This is a genomic window from Bacillus sp. LM 4-2 (genome assembly GCF_000978495.1).
In the GTDB taxonomy this organism is placed as follows: domain Bacteria; phylum Bacillota; class Bacilli; order Bacillales; family Bacillaceae; genus Bacillus; species Bacillus subtilis.
This window is the reverse complement of the sequence record NZ_CP011101.1, coordinates 2,850,647-2,871,101: the sequence shown is the minus strand read 5'-3', so window position 1 is coordinate 2,871,101 and position 20,455 is coordinate 2,850,647. Positions and strand designations below refer to the sequence as shown.

The window sequence follows — 20,455 nt, the reverse complement described above, 5'->3', positions numbered from 1 at the left end:
CACATTCTCTTGAATGTGCTTTTTTGTTGATGCATGATAGTGACAGACAGAAAACATAAAAGAGGTGGGCCAATGAGCGTTCAAGAGCATAAACAAGAAGCTCCCGATATCGTTCGGTGCAAAGTGATTACTGTCAGTGACACGAGGACAGATGAAACCGATAAAAGCGGCAAGCTGATGATCTCATTTTTAGAAGAAGCCGGTCATCATATTGCCGCATATGAAATTGTAAAAGACGAAAAGGATGCTTTGCAACGGTCAGTGCTTGCGGGCTGCATGGATGAACAGACAGACGCGGTACTCTTAAACGGAGGGACAGGCATAGCAGATCGGGATGTCACAATTGAAGCCATAACGCCGCTGTTTTCGAAAGAACTGCCCGGCTTTGGAGAAATATTCAGGATGCTGAGTTATACAGAGGATATCGGCTCTGCCGCAATCATGTCGAGAGCAACTGCCGGCGTCATTCAGCATACCGCTGTTTTCTCAACGCCAGGCTCAAGCGGCGCAGTAAAGCTGGCAATGAATAAGCTGATTATTCCCGAACTTGCGCATGTGGTCAGAGAAATCAGAAAAGACAAGTAAATGAATAAATACTATGAAACTTCACCTGAAATTTAGGTGAAGTTTTTTTTATAAAAGGCTTGAAAAAACGAAACGTACTTGTTAAAGTGTATACATACAAAATGTATTTTTATTAAATATAATTTATTTTTATACAAAATAGAAACACGGTTGAGAGGGGATTTTTATCATGTCAGAACAGAAAAAAGTCGTATTAGCATACTCAGGAGGTCTTGATACTTCCGTCGCAATAAAATGGCTTCAGGAGCAAGGATATAATGTAATCGCCTGCTGCCTGGATGTCGGTGAGGGCAAAGATTTGGCATTTGTTCAGCAGAAAGCGCTTGAAGTCGGCGCGACAAACTCCTACGTGATCGATGCAAAAGAAGAATTTGCACAGGATTACGCGCTTATCTCTTTGCAGGCCCACACAATGTATGAAGGAAAATACCCGCTTGTTTCGGCATTATCTCGACCGCTGATCGCGAAAAAACTGGTTGAAATTGCGGAAAAAGAAGATGCACAGGCGATTGCCCACGGATGCACAGGGAAAGGAAATGACCAGGTTCGTTTCGAAGTCTCCATTAAATCATTAAACCCTGACCTAGAAGTCATCGCGCCGGTTCGCGAATGGCAGTGGTCACGTGAAGAAGAAATTGAATATGCGGCTAGCCGCGGCATTCCGATTCCGATCAATCTTGACAGCCCGTATTCTATCGACCAAAACCTCTGGGGACGCGCCAATGAGTGCGGCATTTTAGAAGATCCATGGGCGGCGCCGCCAGAAGGTGCATACGATTTAACAGCTCCGCTGGAAAAAACGCCGGACACGCCGGAAGTGATTGAAATTGCATTTGAACAGGGCGTGCCTGTCTCCATTGACGGTGTTTCCTACTCGCTTTCTGAGCTGATCTTGAAGCTGAATGAAATGGCGGGCGCGCACGGTGTCGGACGTATCGACCACGTGGAAAACCGCCTCGTCGGCATTAAATCCCGGGAAGTATACGAATGCCCTGGTGCGATGACACTGATCAAAGCGCATAAAGAATTAGAAGATTTGACACTGGTGAAAGAGGTAGCCCACTTTAAACCGATCATCGAGCAAAAAATGTCAGAAATCATTTACAACGGCTTATGGTTCTCACCGTTAAAAGACGCGCTGCACGCTTTCTTAAAAGAAACGCAAAAGCATGTCACAGGCATTGTCCGCGTGAAGCTGTTTAAAGGCCATGCAATTGTAGAAGGACGTAAATCGGAATACTCTCTATATGATGAAAAACTTGCAACATATACAAAAGACGATGCATTTGATCACCATGCAGCAATCGGATTTATCGAGCTTTGGGGACTTCCGACAAAAGTGAACAGCATCGTGAAAAAGAAGGAGCAGATTAAAGCATGAAGAAGCTTTGGGGAGGCCGATTTCAAAAAACACCGGAAAAATGGGTCGACGAGTTCGGCGCGTCCATATCATTTGACCAAAATTTAGTTGCTGAAGACATTACAGGGTCTCTCGCACATGCTGCCATGCTGAAAAAATGCGGTATTCTGACAGCAGAAGAAGAGTTGAAAATCCGAGAGGGCCTGAATACCCTTTTGCAAAAAGCAGAGGAGGGAGCATTGGAATTCTCAGTCGATTATGAGGATATTCATTTGAACATTGAGAAAATGCTCATTGACGAAATCGGTCCTCTTGGCGGCAAGCTGCATACCGGCAGAAGCCGGAATGACCAGGTGGCGACTGACATGCATTTATACTTGAAGAATCATGTCGGCCACATCATCGAGCTGATTGAGGCATTCCAAAGTGCGCTGATTGAAAAGGCGGAAGCGAACGTTGAAACGATTCTGCCGGGCTACACACATTTGCAGCGCGCCCAGCCGATTTCATTCGCTCACCATCTGCTTGCGTATTTCTGGATGCTTGAGCGCGACAAGGAGCGTTTTCAGGATTCAATGAAGCGGATTAACAAATCTCCGCTCGGCTGCGGGGCGCTCGCGGGAACAACCTTCCCAATTGACCGTGATTATTCAGCGGAACTGCTCGGCTTTGATGCCATTTATGAAAACAGCTTGGACGGCGTCAGCGACAGAGACTTCATTTTGGAGTTTTTAAGCAACAGCAGTATGCTGATGATGCACCTATCCCGTTTCTCTGAAGAAATCATTTTATGGTGCTCGCAGGAGTTTAAATTCATCGAGCTTGACGATACGTACGCAACAGGAAGCAGCATGATGCCGCAAAAGAAAAACCCTGATATGGCGGAGCTGATCCGCGGCAAAACAGGACGCGTATACGGCGATATGATGGGGCTGTTTACGATCATGAAAGGACTTCCGCTCGCTTACAACAAAGATCTGCAGGAAGACAAAGAGGGCATGTTTGACACGGTGAAAACGGTGGAGGGCAGCCTGCAAATCTTCACAGGCATGATCCAAACAATGACTGTAAACAAAGACGTCATGAAGCAAGCAACAAAACAAGACTTTTCAAACGCGACGGAACTGGCCGATTATTTAGCTAAAAAAGGAATGCCGTTCAGAGAAGCGCATGAAGTGGTCGGGAAACTTGTGTACACATGCATCGAAAGAGGGATCTATTTAAGCGATATGCCGTTTGGCGAGTTTCAGCAGGCGAGCACACTATTTGAAGAAGATATTTACACTGTGTTAGACCCTTACTACGCAGTTGAAAAAAGAATGAGCGCCGGGGGCACCGGATTCAAACAGGTGGAACAGGCGCTTGAAAAAGCGAAAGCTTGCGTGGCAGCAGGAGTTTGTTAAAATTTCCTTCATAAAATCCCGTCATTATAGCCAACCTACCTCTATAATGATGGGAGGCAGAATGATGAAAAAAGAACCGGAACGCTATATTTATGATGAACAAGAAAGCCAGGAGACAACAAGGCTCATTTCAGAAGCATATCAAAGCGGTTATGTCGATATGCCTGATCAGGAGTCTTCATCTCCTGCAGAATAAGCTGTCTGTACAGGCAGCTTTTTTTGTATGCCAAAGTGTAAAAAGTGATATTGCAAGCCTTTTATAGTAAAGTAGAAGAAGAAACACTTTATTGAAAGCGGCGACGTTGCTTTGGGAGGTATTCATGTGCGACATGCTTTAATTACTGCCGGTTCGAAGGGTTTAGGCCGCAAAGTGACTGAAACGTTGCTTGCAAAGGGGTATTCAGTAACAGTCAATTACAGACAGGATGAGGAGGCAGTCAGCCGCCTGAAGGAAGCCTGTCCCGATTGTCTTGACCGGCTGCAATTTGTAAAAGGTGATGTCACCAAAAAAGAAGATCTGCTGCGTATTGCAGAGGCTGCCTTAAACCGCTTCGGAAGGATCGACTTTTTGATTAACAACGCTGGACCATACATATTTGAACGTAAAAAGTTAGCCGATTATACTGATGATGAATGGTATGGCATGCTGGAAGGAAATTTAAGCGCCGTCTTTCATTTATTCAAAGCGGTTATTCCTATTATGAGAAAACAGCAATTTGGACGCATTATTACGTACGGATTCCAAGGTGCGGCTCACGCGCCCGGCTGGCTTCACCGATCGGCATTTGGCGCTGCGAAAGTGGGCTTGGCTTCTTTGACGAAGACAATTGCCATTGAAGAAGCCGAATTCGGCATAACCGCCAACATGGTTTGCCCAGGAGACATTGTCGGCGACATGAAAGAAGCATCGATAGAGGAAGCCAGAATGCGAATCGGCAAAGAAAAAACGCCGATAGGAAGATCCGGTACAGGCGAGGATATTGCCAGGATTATCGCTTTCTTGTGTGAGGAGAACTCAGACCTTGTGACAGGGACTGTCATTGAAGCCACCGGAGGCCTCAATGTCATTAACAAGAATCAAACAACATAAGTTTTTCAGCTTTTTAAAAAGGGAAAATAAAAAAAACAAAATCATGTGACGAGGTGAAAGAAATGAAAGTGACATATCACGGACATTCTGTAATCACAGTGGAAACGAAGGACCATCATATTATTTTTGATCCGTTTTTAACAGGGAATTCATTAACGGATATAAAGCCGGAGGATGTAAAAGCGGATGTCATCTTACTAACGCACGGCCACAATGACCATGTCGGTGATACTGAACAAATCGCCAAGCAAAATAACGCGCTGGTTATAGCCCCGAACGAGCTCGCTGTGTACTTAGGCTGGAAAGGCTTGAATGTTCATCCAATGCATATTGGCGGCTCCCGCCAGTTCGATTTTGGAAAAGTGAAGCTCACACAGGCCTTTCATGGATCAGCCATCACAGATGAAGAAAACAAAACGATCACTTACACAGGCATGCCTGCCGGTATTTTGCTGACTGTAGAAGATAAAACGATTTTCCACGCGGGCGATACGGCACTTTTCTCTGATATGAAACTCATTGGCGAATTGAATCATATCGACCTTGCTTTCCTTCCGATTGGCGATAACTTTACAATGGGGCCTGAAGACGCCAAGCTTGCTGCTGAATGGCTGCGCGCAAAACAGGTCGTGCCGGTGCATTACAATACATTCCCGGTCATCGAACAAGACCCAGAAGCATTCGCTGACAGCCTGCCGGGCGGAGTCGGCAAAGTCATGTCGGTCGGTGAGACGATCGAGCTTTAAACCGTGAAACCATCTCCTGATGAATCAGGAGGTGGTTTTTATTTTTTCAGTTATCCTGTAATGGTCTTATCAGAGGTTCCTTCCAATTCTTTGCTGCGCTGCTGAAAACGTTTGGTTATCCGGGCGATCAAGTCCTTCGTGGCGCGGTCAAAATGAACTTCTTTTTGATTTGTCAACAGCCCTATGGGCGGGGTGATATCCAGGTTCAGAATTGGAATGACTTTAGTGCCGTTGAACGGTTTAGAATGTGCGGTGCTGGTAAAGATTGAAATTCCGATGTTTTCACGTACGTAATATTCATGTGACATGCTGCTTGTGAGCTCCATTTTTTTGTAGCGATTCCCGAGTTCTCTATGTAAATGCTGTTCAATTTGTAAGCGAATGGGGCAATTGGCGGGCGTAAATATGAAGCGCTCTTCTGCTAAATCAGACAAATGGACAGCCTTCTTCTCAGCGAGCGGATGTTGATCAGATACAATCACATTTAATGTGTCATAAAAAAATGGATGGTAGTAATTTTCAAGAATCAGCTCCGGCTCGCCGCAGACTGCAAAATCAATCGTCCCGTCTAAGAGCTTTTGACTGCAGGTATTGGCGTCATCAACCTTGATATTAACCGTTATCTTTGGGTAATCCATTAAGAAATCCTTTAAAATCTCGGGGAATATCAGACTGGCGGTTGGCTCTGAAACCCCTATGTTGATAATGCCTGCCTCTTCTTCCTTTAAGTCGGAGAGGTTGTGTTTAAGCGCCTCGTATTGCATCAAAAGATCTCCTGTTCGTTCATAAAAAAGCTTCCCTGCTTTTGTCAACTGCAGGCTTTTTCCTCTTTCAAACAGCAGTACGCCTAAATCCTGCTCCAATTGCTTCATACGCATCGATATCGTCGGCTGCGAGTAGTTGAGTATTTCTGCAGCTTTATAGAAGCTTCCAAATTTTACAATCGTATGAAACGTTTTGATTGAGCGTAACTCCAATGTGCTCCCTCCTGTTTTTCATCATTAAAATTACTGAAGTGAAGGTTTACTTTTTTTGATTAGTCAAAGATCAGAGTATGCTTTATAGTATAAACAATAAAAGCTTAGTAAACAAATAGGAATTATATATTTTGTGAAGAGGAGTGACAAAAATGAGTGATGATATTTTTCGACTGGCAACTGTTGAAGATGCATCGGAGCTGTTGAAACTGGTTAACAGCGCATTTCAGCCCATTCGGCAGCTGGATATTGATTGGCCATCCACGAGAGCTGATATCCAAATGGTATCAGAAAATATTGAACATCATTCAGCGATTGTGCTGGAGCGGGATGGGAAGCTGATTTCAACGATTACAATCAGGTTCCCGTGGGAGAGTGAGACGCCTCCTTCAAAATATCCATTTGTGTGGTGGTTTGCGACACTGCCGGAATATAAAGGGCAAGGCGCCGGAAGTAAGCTGCTTACGTATGTTGAAGAAAAAGTGCTTCGAGATATGCTGAAGGCTCCTGCGCTGACACTCGGCACATCGGCGCGCAAGCATCCTTGGCTTGCTGACATGTACAGAAGGAGAGGGTATGAAGTGTATTTTGAGCAGGAAAAAGACGGGGACATAGGTGTGATGATGCACAAGGTTCTGATTCCGGAACGATTTAACCCAACGCTTTTAGGTGCGCCCAGCTGGGCATGATGTGAGGCAGCCTATGAATAAGCGTAAAGGATTGGTTTTGCTGCTGTCAGTGTTTGCATTACTTGGCGGGGGATGTTCGCAAACAAATAACAAAACAGATCGTCAGGCTCAAACGGTCATAGTCGGCACTGGAACAGATTTTCCGAATATTGCGTTTTTAAATGAAAAAGGTGAATTGACCGGGTATGACATTGAAGTGATGAAAGCCATCGATAAGGAGTTGCCTCAATATACATTTGAATTTAAAACGATGGATTTCTCAAATTTGCTGACGAGTCTCGGAAATAAAAAAATTGATGTGATTGCGCACAATATGGCCAAAAATAAAGAACGAGAAAAGCGTTTTTTGTATCATAAAGTCCCATATAACTACTCGCCGATGTACATCACGGTGAAAGAGGATAATCACAAGATTCATACATTAAAAGACTTACACGGAAAAACAGTCATAGTTGGCGCCACGTCAAATGCGGCAGATTATATTACAAAGTACAACAAAACGCACGGCAGCCCAATTCATTTGAAATATGCGGGACAGGGAAGCAATGATACCGCCAATCAAATTGAAACCGGGCGCGCAGATGCAACGATAGCTACACCGTTTGCCGTCGATTTTCAGAATAAAACGCACGCCTTCCGCCAAAAGACAGTCGGTGACGTGTTATTAGATACCGAGGTGTACTTTATGTTTAATAAAGGCAGCCAAACCTTGGCGGATGACACGGATCAAGCGATTAAAAAGCTGGAGAAAAACGGAACGCTAAAAAAACTAAGCCGAAAATGGCTCGGGGCAGATTATTCAAAATCAAGTTTTGAAAAATAAATGGGGCGATGAGATGAAAACGAAAACAGCATTCATGGCAATATTATTTTCGCTTATAACAGTTCTGTCAGCTTGCGGTGCAGGCAGTCAAACGACGGGAGCCGGGCAAAAGAAGGTACAGACGATCACGGTCGGAACTGGAACCCAATTTCCGAATATTTGCTTTATCGATGAAAAAGGCGATTTAACCGGTTATGATGTCGAACTGATCAAAGAGCTTGATAAGCGCCTGCCACATTATAAATTCACATTTAAAACGATGGAATTTTCCAACCTGCTTGTCAGCCTCGGACAGCATAAAGTCGATATCGTGGCACATCAAATGGAGAAAAGCAAAGAGCGTGAGAAAAAATTTCTGTTTAACAAGGTTGCTTACAACCATTTTCCTTTAAAAATTACTGTGCTTCAAAATAACGATACGATCCGTGGAATTGAAGACTTAAAAGGAAAACGGGTGATTACGAGTGCAACCTCCAACGGAGCGCTTGTACTGAAAAAATGGAATGAGGATAATGGACGGCCGTTTGAGATTGCCTATGAGGGCCAAGGCGCAAATGAGACTGCGAATCAGCTGAAATCGGGGCGTGCGGACGCAACGATCTCAACGCCTTTTGCAGTAGACTTTCAAAACAAGACGAGCACTATTAAAGAAAAAACCGTCGGTAATGTGCTTTCAAATGCCAAAGTGTATTTTATGTTTAACAAAAATGAACAAACGTTAAGTGACGATATTGATAAAGCCTTACAGGAAATCATTGATGACGGAACGTTGAAAAGGCTCAGTTTGAAATGGCTTGGTGACGACTATTCCAAAGAGCAGTATTAGGTAAAAAGAGAGGGAGCAGTGATGGAAAAAGCGTTTGATATGAACATGATTGGAGATTTTGTGCCGACGTTAACCGCTTATTTACCGGTTACATTATACATTTTAACACTGTCCTTGCTTTTCGGTTTTGTATTAGGACTCTTTCTGGCACTGCCCCGCATCTATAATATTCCAATTGTAAATCAATTGGCAAAAGTGTATATCTCGTTTTTCAGGGGAACGCCTATCATGGTGCAGCTTTTCATCGTGTTTTACGGGATCCCGGCGCTTACGGGGCTTATCGGGATTGATACATCAAAAATGGACCCGTTTTATGCTGCTGTCGCAACCTACGCGTTAAGCAATGCAGCGGCAGCCGCAGAAATCATTCGAGCGGGGGTGGGCAGTGTAGATAAAGGCCAAACGGAAGCGGCGTACAGTATTGGCTTAAGCGGTAGTCAGGCCTTCAGGCGAATCGTTCTGCCCCAGGCACTTGTCCAGGCGTTTCCGAATATGGGAAACATGGTGATCAGTTCTTTAAAAGATACGTCTCTAGCCTTTTCAATAGGTGTTATGGATATGTCCGGAAGGGGCCAAACACTGATTACCTCAAGCAACCATTCTCTTGAAGTTTACATTGCGCTATCGATTGTTTATTATGCTGTAGCGGTTTTATTCGAATGGTTCTTTCGAGTGGCAGAAAAACGAATCAAGAAGAATCAAACAAGGATTGTTACTGTTTTTGACATGAACATACATTGATATATTTCTTCGGATGAGGGGGGAGAAGATTGCAATTTGACTTTCCATTTATCGTTTCCGCCATGAAAGAAATGGTAAAGACCATTCCTCTGACATTGATGATGGCTGTTTTGCCGATTGTGTTTGGATTTCTCGTGGCTCTTGGAAATATAATTGTTAGAATTTTTAGAATTAAGGGCTTGGTGGCTTGCTCAAGGTTTTATGTGTCTTTCTTTCGAAGTACACCTGCAATTCTTCACATTATGTTGATTTATTTAGGGATACCGCCTGTTGCAGATCAAGTCAGCAGTTTTTTTCATCTCGGCTGGTCCGCTAATGAGATACCGGTCTCCATGTTTGTCATCATGGCCTTGTCTTTAACTGCCGGAGCTTATCTCACAGAAATCATCCGGTCGGGCATTCTGGCGATGGATACCGGACAGGTCGAAGCGGCTTATTCAATCGGCTTGACATACAGCCAAACCTTTCGGCGTGTAATATTGCCGCAGGCGCTGATGGTTTCCATCCCAAACTTCACAAATTTGGGTATCGGCTTTTTGCATACCACCTCTATCGCGGCTATAGTGGCTGTCCCAGAGATTACAGGGACGGCGACTATCGTTGCTTCTGATAATTATGCATTTTTAGAAGCGTTTATCGGAGCAGCGATTATCTATTGGGTGCTGACTCTAATCCTAGAATCCGCAAATGGAGTATTAGAGAGAAAGGCAGCCAGATTTCAAGGAGGCACTTTATGATTGAGATTAAAAATATCCATAAACAGTTTGGCATCCACCATGTATTAAAAGGGATAAATCTCACGGTACGCAAGGGAGAAGTTGTGACGATTATCGGGCCGAGCGGATCAGGGAAAACCACCTTTTTACGGTGCCTGAATTTATTAGAACGTCCAGACGAAGGGATCATTTCTATACATGACAAAGTGATTAATTGCCGCTTTCCGTCCAAAAAAGAGGTTCACTGGCTCAGAAAACAGACGGCAATGGTATTTCAGCAATACCACCTGTTTGCTCACAAAACGGTGATTGAAAATGTCATGGAGGGCTTGACGATTGCCCGGAAAATGAGAAAACAAGACGCGTATGCCGTAGCGGAAAATGAACTGAGAAAGGTCGGGCTTCAAGATAAATTGAACGCTTATCCGAGTCAGTTATCGGGAGGACAAAAGCAGAGGGTAGGGATAGCAAGGGCGCTTGCCATTCATCCTGATGTGCTGCTGTTCGATGAGCCGACGGCAGCGCTTGACCCGGAGCTGGTCGGTGAAGTGCTTGAGGTAATGCTGGAAATCGTGAAAACCGGAGCCACCATGATTGTTGTTACACATGAAATGGAGTTTGCAAGAAGGGTCTCTGATCAAGTTGTTTTTATGGATGAAGGAGTCATTGTTGAACAAGGAACCCCGGAGGAAGTCTTCCGCCATACCAAAAAAGACAGAACGAGGCAGTTTCTCCGCCGTGTTTCGCCGGAATATTTATTTGAACCAAAAGAACACATAAAGGAGCCGGTGATATGATCCGCTTAAGTATTTTAGACCAAAGCTTGATTGGTGAAGGGGAGACAGCAGCTGATACATTACAGCATACAGTGAAATTGGCACAAATGGCTGAAGAATGTGGATATCACCGATTTTGGGTGGCCGAACATCACAACAATGATGAGATTGCAGGGTCTGCACCCGAGGTTCTTTTAGGCTATCTTGCTGCAAGCACAAGAAAAATTCGTTTAGCATCAGGCGGAGTGATGCTGCAGCATTACAGCTCTTATAAAGTAGCGGAGCAATTCCATCTTCTATCAGCGTTAGCTCCCGGCCGTATAGATCTTGGAGTGGGCAAAGCGCCCGGCGGGTTTCAGCTGTCCACAGACGCGCTGCAGGCCGAATATAAAAAACCGGTGCGTCAGTTTGATGAAAAACTGGAGGAGCTTACTCATTTCGTTCGGGATGATTTTCCTGATACCCACCGCTATGCCGCATTGCGTCCTAGGCCGCAGGTTGATCGGAAGCCGGGTATTTTTCTATTGGGAGGAAGCACAGAGAGTGCCATTTCTGCTGCAAAACTGGGAATCTCTTTTGTCTTTGCTTACTTTATTAACGGTGAAGAGGAAGTGCTGAAGGAAGCCCGCCGAGCATTTGACGCGCATCTCCCGCCAGGATCTGAGGCTGAATTTCATCTTGCCCCCGCTGTTTTTGCGGCACATACAAAAGAAGAAGCGGAAAAACATATTGTGTCGCGTGAATCGATAAAAGTGGTTTTGAAAGACGGGCGTAAGGTCAACGTCGGTTCCCGCGAACAGGCTGAGGCCTATCTGGAAAACGTCACAGAGCCCTATGACATCATCGTGCAAAAAACCGGGATTATTGCCGGAACAAAGGAAGAAGTGGCAGAAGAATTAACACGTTTATCAGGCACATACAAAATCAATGATTTTGTTATTTTTACACCGATCAAAAATGCTGTAGAAAAACAGCTGTCTTATCAGCTGCTGAGCGATGCAGTTTTAGCTGCAAAACGTTAAGGAGGGACAGAAGAATGAGTGATGTTGTGAACATTGTGGTTTGGAGTAAAAAAGGCTGTTCGTATTGTGAGGAAGTCAAGAATTATTTGAATGAAAAAGGGTTCCCGTTCCAAAATATCGATGTTTCAGAGAAAGAAAAGCTTCGGGATATTTTACAGGTGAAATATGGGGTGCGCCATGTGCCTGTGGTCGAAATCGGGCGCGGCAATCAGTATCAAGGGATAACTGAAATCGGCATTGAACACCTTGATCTTGCACTTGCTAATCATGCACAGATAAAGGAGGCAAAAAGATGACACGTGCAGATTTTATTCAGTTTGGAGCCATGATTCACGGTGTCGGGGGAACAACTGACGGCTGGCGTCATCCCGATGTTGATCCCTCGGCCAGCACGAATATTGAATTTTACATGAAAAAGGCGCAAACAGCTGAAAAAGGTTTGTTTAGTTTTATTTTCATTGCAGACGGCTTATTTATTTCTGAAAAATCGATTCCTCATTTTTTAAACCGTTTTGAACCGATCACCATTTTATCTGCGCTGGCATCGGTTACCAAAAATATTGGTTTAGTAGGGACGTTCTCTACATCTTTTACTGAGCCATTCACTATCTCCAGACAATTGATGTCGCTGGACCATATCAGCGGGGGCAGGGCCGGCTGGAATCTGGTTACTTCGCCGCAGGAAGGAGCGGCGCGCAACCATAGTAAGTCTAATTTGCCAGAACACACTGAACGTTACGAGATCGCACAAGAGCATTTGGATGTTGTGCGCGGGCTGTGGAATTCCTGGGAGCATGACGCATTTATACACAATAAGAAAACAGGGCAGTTTTTCGATCAGGCGAAGCTTCATCGCCTGAATCATAAAGGAAAGTATTTTCAAGTAGAGGGGCCCTTGAATATCGGGCGCTCTAAGCAGGGAGAGCCTGTAGTGTTTCAAGCGGGTTCATCAGAAACAGGCCGGCAGTTTGCTGCTAAAAATGCGGATGCGATTTTTACCCATTCCAATTCATTAGAAGAGACAAAAGCGTTTTATGCGGATGTGAAAAGCCGAGCTGCTGATGAAGGGCGTGATCCTTCAAGTGTGCGGATTTTTCCAGGGATCAGCCCGATTGTGGCAGATACGGAAGAAGAGGCGGAAAAGAAGTATCGTGAATTTGCAGAATTGATACCGATTGAAAATGCTGTTACTTATTTGGCCCGTTTTTTTGATGATTATGATCTGAGTGTTTACCCGTTGGATGAGCCATTTCCCGATATTGGCGATGTGGGAAAGAATGCGTTTCAAAGCACAACAGACCGGATTAAGAGAGAAGCAAAAGCCAGAAATCTGACATTGCGGGAGGTAGCACAGGAAATGGCTTTTCCACGGACTCTATTCATCGGAACACCAGAGCGTGTCGCATCCTTAATTGAAACTTGGTTCAACGCTGAGGCGGCGGATGGGTTTATCGTTGGGTCGGATATACCGGGAACACTTGATGCTTTTGTAGAAAAGGTGATTCCGATTCTTCAAGAAAGAGGGCTTTATCGTCAAGATTATCGCGGCGGGACATTGCGGGAAAATCTCGGTCTTGGCATTCCGCAGCATCAATCCGTTTTACATTCATCACATCATTAGGTTTCGTCTGATCGAATGCGGAAGCTGAGAGAGGAGGCTGACTTTTTTGACGATCATTGCCGGTACGGTTGTGAAAGGAAAACAATTAGGCAGAAAGCTTGGATTCCCCACGGCAAATGTAGATGCAAAAATACATGGGCTGCGTAATGGAGTTTATGGGGTTCTGGCGACAGTCAATCATCAATTTCATTTAGGGGTTATGAATATCGGTGTGAAACCGACGGTGGGCTCTAACCTTGAAAAGACATTGGAGATTTTTTTGTTTGACTTTCATAGAGACATTTATGGAGAAAAAATCGAATGCAGCATTCTCTTTAAAATTAGAGAAGAAAGAAGGTTTGATTCTTTGGAGTCTTTAACAAAGCAAATTAAAAAGGATATTTCGTGCGTTGCAAAACGCTTTGAGCTGATTGGGATTATGGCACCAAACAAAAAAGAAAGCCTTCTTTCCCATCAGGAGTTAAATCTTCCGGATCTCTGCTTTTACAAGAAATGTAATAACCTATATGGCGTCAACCGAGGCGTATACAATGTCATTGATAACTGGTTTTTTGAGTACGGAATTACACAAGTAGCTTACAGGCGCATTTATATTTTATCTTTTTTAAGCTTTTTGAAAGAAGATAATCCGAAAGTTTCCAGCAAGTATATAAGATTTGGGGCGGGCGGTCTTGCTGATAAATTGAACCGATTTATTTCATCTTATGTTGAAGAGTCTGAAGAAAATATATTGGGATAGGGAAAGGAGCGGAACATATGTCTTTGGATTATTGGAGAAATATAGAAGGCTCCTATCCATATCAGACTACAGGAAATGACATCCTGACGTTGAAAGAGGAGTCTAATCCCGTAAATCTCTCAACGCTAGAAAAGCAGCTCATCGGCATTCGCCGGCACCTGCACCAATATCCTGAACTGTCAAAAGAAGAATTTGAAACAACTGCTTTTATAAAAAAATGCCTTAAAGAAAAGGGGATACAGATTCGCCCTACTGCTCTAAAAACGGGTGTGTTCGCAGACATAGCAGGGGAGTCAGAAGGTCCGGCGATTGCTTTGAGGGCTGATATTGACGCCTTGCCAATTGAAGAAAAAACAGGATTGCCTTATGCGTCTAAACATAAAGGGATCATGCATGCGTGCGGTCATGATTTTCATACGGCAGCGCTTCTTGGTGCGGCCTTTTTATTGAAGGAAAATCAAGACAGTCTGAAAGGAAAGATTCGTTTATTATTTCAGCCAGCAGAGGAAGCGGGTGCAGGCGCTACAAAAGTGATAGAGGACGGCCAACTGGATGGCATTGATGCGGTTATTGGCCTTCACAATAAACCGGATATCGCGGTTGGGACTGTAGGGTTAAAAACAGGCCCGCTTATGGCTGCTGTTGACCGATTTAAAGTAGAGATAGAAGGGAAAGGTGCTCATGCAGCATTGCCGCATAATGGTTTTGATCCAATTATCGGCGCCTCTCAGCTTATTGTCGCCCTGCAAACGATTGTAAGCAGAAATGTAAACCCGCTGCAAAGCGCGATTTTAACCGTAGGGAAAATCAACGGCGGCAGCACTTGGAATGTCATTCCGGATACAGTGGTCATTGAGGGCACTGTTCGTACATTTGATTCAGAGGTTCGTAATCAAGTGAAACAGCGTTTTTTTGCAGTCACAGAGCAGATTTCTGCCGCTTTCTCGTTAAAGGCAAATGTGAAGTGGCATTCCGGACCGCCGCCGCTTTGTAATGATGAGGCAATTACGGGGCTGGTGCGAGACGCTGCACATAAAGCGAAACTTCAAGTCATTGATCCCGCCCCATCAACCGCGGGGGAAGATTTTGCTTATTATCTTGAGCATATTCCGGGATCCTTTGCGTTTTTTGGAACAGACGGTGATCATGATTGGCACCACCCTGCATTTACAATAGATGAAACTGCAATTATCAAAGCCTCTTATTTTTTATATGAAAGCGCCAAGAGATTGTTAGATTCGAATGAAGAGTCAAAAATATCTGATTGATATAGATGGGGTGTTCTGATGAAGAAATTAATCGTTTTTGCATTTATTGGTTTATTGTCGCAGTTAATAGACGGTTCGTTAGGTATGGCTTATGGGGTTACCTCAACTTCTTTGTTATTGGCGTTTGGCATCACACCTGCTGTGGCTTCGGCTTCTGTCCATTTAGCGGAAGTCGTAACGACTGCCGCATCGGGAGTGTCGCATATTAAATTTGGCAATGTTGACAAACAAACCGTTTATCAGCTTGTCATTCCCGGCTCTATAGGCGCTTTTTTAGGCGCGGCATTCCTCAGCCAATTACCTGGAGATGTGGCGAAACCCTATATTTCTTTGTTTTTGCTCCTTCTGGGCGGATATGTATTGATCAGGTTTTTATTTCAATATAAGCCGGCTCTTGAGAAGAAGCATGTGCCGTTAAACCGAAAACAATCCATCCCATTGGGAGTGATCGCTGGTTTTGCAGATGCCACAGGCGGAGGCGGCTGGGGACCGGTGACCACTCCGATTTTATTATCCCGCAAAGGCTTGAGCCCGAGGAAAGTTGTCGGGACTGTAGACACAAGTGAATTTGCCATCGCCGTATCTGCAACCGCCGGTTTTCTTATTTCATTAGGATGGGAGGACGTCAATTGGTTATGGGTGTTTTCACTAATGGCCGGCGGAATTATCGCTGCCCCTATCGCAGCATGGCTGGTGCAGAAGTTTCATCCGCAATTGATGGGTGTGCTTGTAGGAGGATTTATTATTCTGGTAAATGCCAGAACATTAATAAATGAATGGATCGCAAACACAGCTGTTCATCCATTGATCTATACGGCCATAGGGGCGATATGGCTATCCGCAGTTTTATTTGTTTTATCTAAAATAGGGAATCGAAATATTGTTAAGACAGCGGTTGATGTCCATTTAAAAGAAAAATAAAGGTTTTTCCGCTTTACGATGTAAAAGGAATCACGTGGTCCTTGCGTTTGACTGGAACGAAATCAACGCTGTAAGAAGCCGGTCGGGCTTCTTTTTTATTTTCCAGCCTCATTGCGTATAAATCCTTTGAAACCTTATAATAAAAACAAGAAGACTGTCCTTAGAGGTGAAAGGCTTGGCAACGAAGCATGAACAAATTTTAACGTATATCGATTCACTGCCTGTCGGTGAAAAAATTTCTGTCCGAAGAATTGCAAAGGAAATGAAAGTAAGCGAAGGAACCGCGTACAGAGCGATCAAGGAAGCAGAGAATAAAGGGTTTGTCAGCACGATTGAACGTGTGGGCACAATCAGAATTGAACAAAAGAAAAAAGAGAACATTGAAAAGCTTACCTATGCAGAGGTTGTAAATGTTATAGACGGACAAGTGCTCGGAGGCAGGGCAGGGCTCCATAAGACATTGAATAAATTCGTCATCGGCGCGATGGAGCTTGACGCGATGATGCGTTACACCGCAGCGGGGAATCTTTTGATTGTCGGAAACAGAATCAATGCACACAGGCAGGCGCTTGAAGCGGGCGCGGCCGTATTGGTGACCGGGGGCTTTAACACGGATGACAGCATTGTGCAGCTGGCAGATGAGCTTGAACTGCCGATTTTATCCACGAGCTATGACACCTTTACAGTTGCCGCGATGATTAACCGGGCAATATATGACCAGCTGATCAAAAAAGAAATTGTTTTGGTGGAGGACATCCTAACACCTGCTGACCGCACGGTATATCTTTCGCCTAAGGATAAACTTGAAAAATGGTATGAGAAAAATTTTGAAACGGGGCACGGCCGCTTCCCGGTTGTCGACGATCAAATGAAAATCCATGGCATTCTGACATCAAAAGATATTGCTGGCCATGACCGAAATGCATCTATAGAAAAAGTCATGACCAAAAATCCCGTCACGGTTATTGGGAAAACATCTGTCGCTTCAGCTGCGCAAATGATGGTATGGGAAGGGATCGAAGTGCTTCCCGTCACTGACGGCCACCAAAAACTCATCGGCATGATCAGCCGCCAAGACGTATTGAAAGCTCTTCAAATGATTCAAAAGCAGCCGCAGGTCGGGGAGAAGCTTGATGATATCGTTTCAAGGGGGTTTAAAGATGAGGGTGATGATAAAGAAGATCAAACGGTTTACGAGTATGAAGTCACGCCGCAAATGACAAATCAGCTTGGAACCATTTCTTATGGCGTATTTACGACCATTTTGACGCAAGCGGCAAACCGATTTTTGCGCTCGAAAAAACGCGGCGAACTCGTCATAGAGAGCATCACCATCTTCTTTTTGAAGCCTGTGCAGATGGAATCAGTCATCGAAGTCAAACCTCGCATCTTGGAGGCCGGCAGAAAGTTTGGGAAAATGGAAGTGGAAGTGCACAGCCAAGGTCATATCGTGTCTAAAGCGATGCTGATGGTTCAGCTGATGGAAAGAAGCTAAGGGACGTTCAGGCGCCCCTTACGCGTGATCTCTTTCAGCTTCTTTGGCGTGAAGGGGATTGTAATGCCTGAAGGCTTTATAACCTGCCCAAGCGCTTCCTGCTCCTATGACGATAAAGATACCGCCGATTACTAACGTTAATACTGAATGGAATAATATCATTTGGTTAAGCCCGTAGAACAGGACTAGTGACCCTAAGGCCATGCTTGATTTTGCTGAACATATTTCTTTTGCCAAAGATGGCTTTGCCCGTACGCCTTTTACTTTATAGTACACATAAAAGCAGGCTGAAAGCCCAATCAAAAAAACAAGAACCAGCATAAATGAAATCCTCCATCGTAAAAGTTTACAACCCCATTTTATACAAAAACGGGCTTGGTTTTGACGTTATTTTTCTTTTCCGTCGGCAGAGAATGTGATTTAATGAATAAAAACAATAAAGGAGTATCAAATGAAAACAGAATTGATCAGAACCATATCATTATATGACACGATTATCTTACATAGACATGTGCGTCCTGATCCGGATGCCTACGGATCACAGTGTGGGCTTACGGAAATCCTGCGTGAAACATATCCTGAAAAAAATATTTTTGCGGTCGGCACGCCTGAACCGTCCCTCTCTTTCTTATATTCCCTTGATGAGGTGGACAATGAAACATATGAAGGCGCACTTGTCATTGTCTGCGATACGGCAAATCAGGAAAGAATCGACGATCAGCGTTATCCTTCAGGCGCCAAACTAATGAAAATCGACCACCATCCGAACGAAGATCCATACGGTGACCTTCTCTGGGTCGATACAAGCGCCAGCTCAGTAAGTGAAATGATTTACGAGCTGTATTTAGAAGGAAAAGAGCACGGCTGGAAGCTGAATACGAAAGCGGCAGAGCTGATCTACGCCGGCATTGTTGGAGATACCGGACGCTTTTTATTTCCGAATACCACGGAAAAAACACTAAAATATGCAGGCGAGCTCATTCAGTATCCATTCTCTTCCTCAGAGTTATTTAATCAATTGTATGAAACAAAACTGAATGTGGTGAAGCTTAACGGCTTTATCTTTCAAAATGTGTCTTTGTCCGAAAACGGGGCGGCTTCTGTTTTCATCAAAAAGGATACGCTTGAAAAATTCGGCACAACGGCTTCTGAAGCGTCGCAGCTTGTCGGGACGCTTGGCAATATCTCAGGTATTCGCGCCTGGGTGTTTTTCGTAGAAGAAGACGATCAAATCAGAGTCAGATTCCGTTCGAAGGGGCCTGTCATTAACGGACTTGCCCGGAAATATAACGGCGGAGGGCATCCGTTAGCTTCAGGCGCCTCTATTTACAGCTGGGATGAAGCTGATCGTATTTTAGCTGATCTGGAAACATTATGTAAAGAACACGAGTAGAGGGGAGACCCTCTCTCTTAGTGTTCATCTGTGACGGGGATGAACCAGCAGCCGAAATCAGTAAGGTCCTCGTAGACTTGGAGATTGTGTGATTGAAGTTCTTTTTTGATGAGGGAAGCGAGTGAGTTTGTTTCGGCATATGCAGAAAAACCTTGTCTGAGACGGGCTGCTTGATCTTTTGCTAACTGACGGTCACTGTAAACCTCCATTTCCCTTCCTCCTTCCTTTCGCCATTAAGCCTCACATATAGTTTATAAAAAAGAATGGGAAAAAGCGACAGAAGTTTGGAGAATTTAAAAAAAATCCATAATTATGTGGCGAAAGAAATTTCAAGTTCCACTGTCAGCCTCGTATAAATAATCAATTCTCTGACGGTTGCCTCGTATTTTTTTTCATTGATCATATAGACTTTATTTTCAATTGTCCGCTTCAAGAGATCCTTTGTTTGATAGACGCTCTCTATGTCTTTTGTAATCACCTCTGAAATATCATCCTTTACATGCTCCTCGAATTTCGTTTTATCCGGCTGTGATATTTTATATTTATCCCCATTCAGCAATTTGACGCTGACGCTTTGAATCAGCAGTTTTCTTTTATTATCTTCATTCAGTTTATGGAGGTCTTCCTGATAGATCGAAATTTGATTGTTCAAGTCTTTTACATGCTCTTTTTGCTTTTCGATGAGGCTGACCTGCTCCTCTTGGAATGTTCCGTAAGTAAACAGGAAAAAGAACCAGCTGATTACGGCTCCGCACATCATTCCCGCGAAAAAACGCTGCCATCCCGGTTTTTTGTAATGCTGGGGGACCCTCATGAAGAAAGATGCTCCTGGGTCAGCCATGATATAATAAGCCAGCCGCTTTGCGCGCCCCCCATGGCCGAAATAATTAAAAGAAGCTGTTTAAAGATATCTCTCGTATTGCCTTCGAGTATGCCGCGTTCAAAGCTGTATACCGCATCAAAGGTGCCTCCGATAGCTGCGACAAGCGCCCATATTTTTAACCGGTTGGCAAGCTTTGTAATGGCTGTAAGCGGGGGTTCGCCTGCCAAGTATGCTCCGAGCCCTCCGATGAGTGCGCCCCCGATCAGCACCCCTAACGCAATGAAGTAGCTATTGATAAAATTCACCATAAATCCTGCTTCCTGATCCATCTTTATCACCTCACCTTTTATATCATATTGAGCTTTCAGGACAAGTATGATGATGAGTCAAAAAAGAACATTTGTTTCTTTTGGAAACCGGCCTTATAATGAAGGAAGAAAT

General features: G+C 44.3%; 25 protein-coding genes. 20 read left to right on the top strand and 5 right to left on the bottom strand.

The window, feature by feature from the left end; genetic code table 11:
- The first annotated feature begins 72 nt into the window (after positions 1-72).
- From bslm_RS14290 to bslm_RS14270, 6 genes are all read left to right on the top strand, one after another.
- Positions 73-585: a MogA/MoaB family molybdenum cofactor biosynthesis protein gene (locus bslm_RS14290; RefSeq protein ID WP_004398479.1), complete on the top strand. Its 513-nt coding sequence runs from the start codon at positions 73-75 to the stop codon at positions 583-585.
- Positions 586-754: 169 nt separating this feature from the next.
- Positions 755-1,966 carry an argininosuccinate synthase gene (locus bslm_RS14285; protein ID WP_003229357.1) on the top strand — a complete coding sequence of 404 codons (1,212 nt, stop codon included), beginning with the start codon at positions 755-757 and terminating at the stop codon, positions 1,964-1,966.
- On the top strand, positions 1,963-3,348 hold the full coding sequence (argH, locus tag bslm_RS14280; RefSeq protein WP_003246018.1) for an argininosuccinate lyase: 1,386 nt from the start codon (positions 1,963-1,965) through the stop codon (positions 3,346-3,348). The genes bslm_RS14285 and argH overlap by 4 nt, the downstream gene beginning before the upstream one ends.
- Positions 3,349-3,412: 64 nt before the next feature.
- Positions 3,413-3,544: a hypothetical protein gene (locus bslm_RS21780; RefSeq protein WP_009967976.1), complete on the top strand. Its 132-nt coding sequence runs from the start codon at positions 3,413-3,415 to the stop codon at positions 3,542-3,544.
- Between the two features lie 126 nt (positions 3,545-3,670).
- On the top strand, positions 3,671-4,438 hold the full coding sequence (locus tag bslm_RS14275; RefSeq protein ID WP_004398521.1) for an SDR family oxidoreductase: 768 nt from the start codon (positions 3,671-3,673) through the stop codon (positions 4,436-4,438).
- 62 nt (positions 4,439-4,500) lie between these two features.
- Positions 4,501-5,184, top strand: coding sequence for a metal-dependent hydrolase (locus tag bslm_RS14270; RefSeq protein ID WP_003245964.1), 684 nt, complete (start codon positions 4,501-4,503; stop codon positions 5,182-5,184).
- A 50-nt stretch (positions 5,185-5,234) separates the two neighbouring features.
- On the opposite strand, the gene ytlI is transcribed toward bslm_RS14270, so the two are convergent.
- Complete coding sequence (ytlI, locus tag bslm_RS14265) at positions 5,235-6,161, bottom strand: LysR family transcriptional regulator YtlI (protein WP_004398915.1); 927 nt, start codon at positions 6,159-6,161, stop codon at positions 5,235-5,237.
- A 152-nt stretch (positions 6,162-6,313) separates the two neighbouring features.
- On the opposite strand from ytlI, the gene snaA reads away from it, so the two are divergent.
- The 13 genes from snaA to bslm_RS14200 all read left to right on the top strand — a co-directional run bounded on the left by snaA (position 6,314) and on the right by bslm_RS14200 (position 17,798).
- On the top strand, positions 6,314-6,850 hold the full coding sequence (gene snaA, locus bslm_RS14260; protein ID WP_003245971.1) for an N-acetyltransferase SnaA: 537 nt from the start codon (positions 6,314-6,316) through the stop codon (positions 6,848-6,850).
- A 13-nt stretch (positions 6,851-6,863) separates the two neighbouring features.
- Positions 6,864-7,673, top strand: a complete 810-nt coding sequence (tcyJ, locus tag bslm_RS14255; protein ID WP_004399114.1) for a sulfur-containing amino acid ABC transporter substrate-binding protein TcyJ — start codon at positions 6,864-6,866, stop codon at positions 7,671-7,673.
- Between the two features lie 13 nt (positions 7,674-7,686).
- Positions 7,687-8,499: a sulfur-containing amino acid ABC transporter substrate-binding protein TcyK gene (gene tcyK / locus bslm_RS14250; protein WP_004399116.1), complete on the top strand. Its 813-nt coding sequence runs from the start codon at positions 7,687-7,689 to the stop codon at positions 8,497-8,499.
- A gap of 21 nt (positions 8,500-8,520) precedes the next feature.
- The gene (gene tcyL, locus bslm_RS14245) at positions 8,521-9,240 is read left to right on the top strand and encodes a sulfur-containing amino acid ABC transporter permease TcyL (RefSeq protein ID WP_004399112.1); all 720 of its coding nucleotides are present in this window, start codon (positions 8,521-8,523) and stop codon (positions 9,238-9,240) included.
- Between the two features lie 29 nt (positions 9,241-9,269).
- Entirely contained in the window at positions 9,270-9,977 is a 708-nt protein-coding gene (gene tcyM, locus bslm_RS14240; RefSeq protein WP_017695743.1) for a sulfur-containing amino acid ABC transporter permease TcyM, read from the top strand.
- Positions 9,974-10,753 carry a sulfur-containing amino-acid ABC transporter ATP-binding protein TcyN gene (gene tcyN / locus bslm_RS14235; RefSeq protein WP_004398701.1) on the top strand — a complete coding sequence of 260 codons (780 nt, stop codon included), beginning with the start codon at positions 9,974-9,976 and terminating at the stop codon, positions 10,751-10,753. Before tcyM ends, tcyN begins: the two co-directional genes overlap by 4 nt.
- Complete coding sequence (locus bslm_RS14230; protein WP_004398798.1) at positions 10,750-11,754, top strand: LLM class flavin-dependent oxidoreductase; 1,005 nt, start codon at positions 10,750-10,752, stop codon at positions 11,752-11,754. Before tcyN ends, bslm_RS14230 begins: the two co-directional genes overlap by 4 nt.
- Before the next feature lie 14 nt (positions 11,755-11,768).
- The gene (locus bslm_RS14225; RefSeq protein WP_004399148.1) at positions 11,769-12,050 is read left to right on the top strand and encodes a glutaredoxin family protein; all 282 of its coding nucleotides are present in this window, start codon (positions 11,769-11,771) and stop codon (positions 12,048-12,050) included.
- On the top strand, positions 12,047-13,375 hold the full coding sequence (locus bslm_RS14220; RefSeq protein ID WP_004398733.1) for an LLM class flavin-dependent oxidoreductase: 1,329 nt from the start codon (positions 12,047-12,049) through the stop codon (positions 13,373-13,375). The genes bslm_RS14225 and bslm_RS14220 overlap by 4 nt, the downstream gene beginning before the upstream one ends.
- A 46-nt stretch (positions 13,376-13,421) precedes the next feature.
- Positions 13,422-14,114, top strand: coding sequence for an RNA-binding riboflavin kinase RibR (ribR, locus tag bslm_RS14215; protein ID WP_003229393.1), 693 nt, complete (start codon positions 13,422-13,424; stop codon positions 14,112-14,114).
- Positions 14,115-14,131: 17 nt separating this feature from the next.
- Entirely contained in the window at positions 14,132-15,382 is a 1,251-nt protein-coding gene (sndA, locus tag bslm_RS14210; protein ID WP_003229395.1) for an S-alkyl-N-acetyl-metabolite deacetylase SndA, read from the top strand.
- A gap of 18 nt (positions 15,383-15,400) precedes the next feature.
- Positions 15,401-16,303 (top strand): sulfite exporter TauE/SafE family protein, encoded by a 903-nt coding sequence (locus tag bslm_RS14205; protein WP_003246070.1) that lies wholly within the window; start codon positions 15,401-15,403, stop codon positions 16,301-16,303.
- Positions 16,304-16,478: 175 nt separating this feature from the next.
- The gene (locus bslm_RS14200) at positions 16,479-17,798 is read left to right on the top strand and encodes a CBS domain-containing protein (RefSeq protein WP_004398641.1); all 1,320 of its coding nucleotides are present in this window, start codon (positions 16,479-16,481) and stop codon (positions 17,796-17,798) included.
- An 18-nt stretch (positions 17,799-17,816) separates the two neighbouring features.
- Here bslm_RS14200 and bslm_RS14195 read toward each other — a convergent pair whose 3' ends face one another.
- Positions 17,817-18,119: a YtpI family protein gene (locus bslm_RS14195; protein ID WP_003229401.1), complete on the bottom strand. Its 303-nt coding sequence runs from the start codon at positions 18,117-18,119 to the stop codon at positions 17,817-17,819.
- A gap of 130 nt (positions 18,120-18,249) precedes the next feature.
- Between bslm_RS14195 and nrnA the strand changes: the two genes are divergently transcribed.
- Positions 18,250-19,191, top strand: a complete 942-nt coding sequence (nrnA, locus tag bslm_RS14190) for a bifunctional oligoribonuclease/PAP phosphatase NrnA (RefSeq protein ID WP_004398971.1) — start codon at positions 18,250-18,252, stop codon at positions 19,189-19,191.
- Positions 19,192-19,208: 17 nt separating this feature from the next.
- Here nrnA and bslm_RS14185 read toward each other — a convergent pair whose 3' ends face one another.
- The 3 genes from bslm_RS14185 to ytrH form a co-directional block, all read right to left on the bottom strand.
- Positions 19,209-19,400: a YtzJ family protein gene (locus bslm_RS14185; protein WP_003229407.1), complete on the bottom strand. Its 192-nt coding sequence runs from the start codon at positions 19,398-19,400 to the stop codon at positions 19,209-19,211.
- A gap of 101 nt (positions 19,401-19,501) precedes the next feature.
- Positions 19,502-20,005, bottom strand: coding sequence for a sporulation membrane protein YtrI (ytrI, locus tag bslm_RS14180; protein WP_003229408.1), 504 nt, complete (start codon positions 20,003-20,005; stop codon positions 19,502-19,504).
- The gene (ytrH, locus tag bslm_RS14175; RefSeq protein WP_003229410.1) at positions 20,002-20,343 is read right to left on the bottom strand and encodes a sporulation membrane protein YtrH; all 342 of its coding nucleotides are present in this window, start codon (positions 20,341-20,343) and stop codon (positions 20,002-20,004) included. Before ytrH ends, ytrI begins: the two co-directional genes overlap by 4 nt.
- Positions 20,344-20,455: the final 112 nt, after the last annotated feature.